Consider the following 1,833-nt stretch of genomic DNA (forward strand, 5'->3'; position numbering starts at 1 on the left):
GTACGGCTGACCCCCGCTCTCGCGGGGAGGACTCTTCGCGACCTGCGACGTTCGGAGCTCTTTGCAATTTCTTGACTAGCCGTCAGGGTTCACACCCCACGCTATCGCGCCGCCCCATCGTCCTACTCCCTTGCGGAGGACTTCGTCTTGAAGCCGTCACCGCGAGACCGCGGCGGCTGACCGCTGGTTGAAGTCGTAGACGTTGCCGTTCTGCGGCTGCCCCCCGCTCGTACAAGGAGGACAAGGTGCATTGCCTCCGGCGGGGACGAGCGCCGGCCGACCCCCGCGCGAGCGGGAGGACATCTCGGAGCACCGACACTCAACCGGGTGCCCCGCATTGCCCGGCCACGCGGGGAAGACTCGACGAGCTTCTTGGCGCTCAGCTCGGATTCCGACCCCCGCTCCCGCGGAGAGGAAACGATGGTGGCAGCCAGGGCAGCCAGGGCAGCCAGGGCAGCCAGGGCAGCTAGAGCAGCCGGCTGCTCCTGCTCCCGCTCGCGCTGGGAGGACATGCAGTGGCGAGGCGATCGGAGGCGGCTGACCCTGCTCCCGCGAGGAGGCTTCCGGTTTCGCCGCCCCTGTGGCTCTACCGCCGGTAGAGTCGTAGCTATGGCAGATGACACCAGCATCAAGGTCTCCCGCGAGACTCGCGAACGCCTCCAGCTTCTCGCGGGCCAGCGAGGCACGACCATGCGCGACCTGGTCGAGGAACTCGCCGCCCAGACACCCACCGCAGAAGAGCTGCGCGCCCGCGGTGAGCAGGCCCGCCGCTACCTGAGCGACCACATGGGCATCGAGGTCACCAGCGACACCATGGCCGCCTCCGCCCGCCTGCGAGACCTCATCGCCGAACGGAGCAGCGCCGCGTGATCCCCGCCGTTCTGGACCATTCCGCACTGCTGGCGTTAGGTGCCGGCTACCCGGCACTTTCAGGTTTCGTCGTGGACGCCGCCGAGGGGCGGGCCCAGGTGCACGTCCCGGCACTGTGCCTGGCGGCGGCCGAGGCCGAGCGCTCGGGCGTGGCTGAGCACGTCGGTGCGCTGCCGGGGCTGGAAGTCGAGCCACTCGGACTCTCCGGGGCCATCGAGGTCGGCGCACTGATCGCCGCCGGCACCGACTGGCGCATCGCCCACGCCGTCCACGCCAGCCGTCCCACCGCCAGCCACCCGACCGGCTGCGTCGTCCTCACCGTTCAACCCGATCTCTACGCCGGAACCGGCATCCACCCCATCGACCCCGGAAAGCTCAACTGAAAGCCCTGGACGTGCTACGAGATCACCCCCGCTCACGCAGGGCCAACTGCCCGTGTCCGGCGGTGGCCAGGCGGTCCAGCTGCCCCCGCGCCCGCGGGGAAGACGCGGTCGACTCCTCGCCCCCGCAGCCCCAGCACCGGTTGATCCCCGCGCGAGCGGGGGACGAGCAGGTCGGCCACGCGATCGAGATGGGCTGCGGCTGACCCCTCCGCGAGCAGGGACTTCCTGCGGCGCCCCTGGGCTGTGGCTGGCCCTCACTCCCGTGGGAAGGAGGAGAGCGTCGGGCACACGCCGCTGGAGGATATCGGCTGACCCCCGCTTGCGCGGGGAGGACACCTGGTCCGGCGTGGCCGGCCCCGCCCAGAATGGCTGACCCCCGCCTGCGCGGGGAGGATGAGCGGTGCGCGATGCCGTAGCCGGTGGCGCGCGGCTGACCCCCGCCTGCGCGGGGAGGGCCGGTACGGACACAGCTGGCAGGATCTGTGGAACGGCTGACCCCCGCCTGCGCGGGGAGGACGGGGGCCGCGCATTGTTCACTCCTCCGGCGGACGGCTGACCCCCGCCTGCGCGGGGAGGACCG

The 1,833-nt window shown here is 71.4% G+C and carries 2 protein-coding genes; both read left to right on the top strand.

Features of this window, described 5'->3' with window-relative positions:
- Positions 1–609: 609 nt before the first annotated feature.
- Complete coding sequence (locus AB0K43_RS00480; RefSeq protein ID WP_363634335.1) at positions 610–870, top strand: hypothetical protein; 261 nt, start codon at positions 610–612, stop codon at positions 868–870.
- The gene (locus AB0K43_RS00485) at positions 867–1,253 is read left to right on the top strand and encodes a hypothetical protein (RefSeq protein WP_363634336.1); all 387 of its coding nucleotides are present in this window, start codon (positions 867–869) and stop codon (positions 1,251–1,253) included. Before AB0K43_RS00480 ends, AB0K43_RS00485 begins: the two co-directional genes overlap by 4 nt.
- Positions 1,254–1,833 lie beyond the last annotated feature (580 nt).

The organism is Kitasatospora sp. NPDC049258 (genome assembly GCF_040678895.1).
Taxonomy (GTDB): Bacteria; Actinomycetota; Actinomycetes; order Streptomycetales; family Streptomycetaceae; genus Kitasatospora.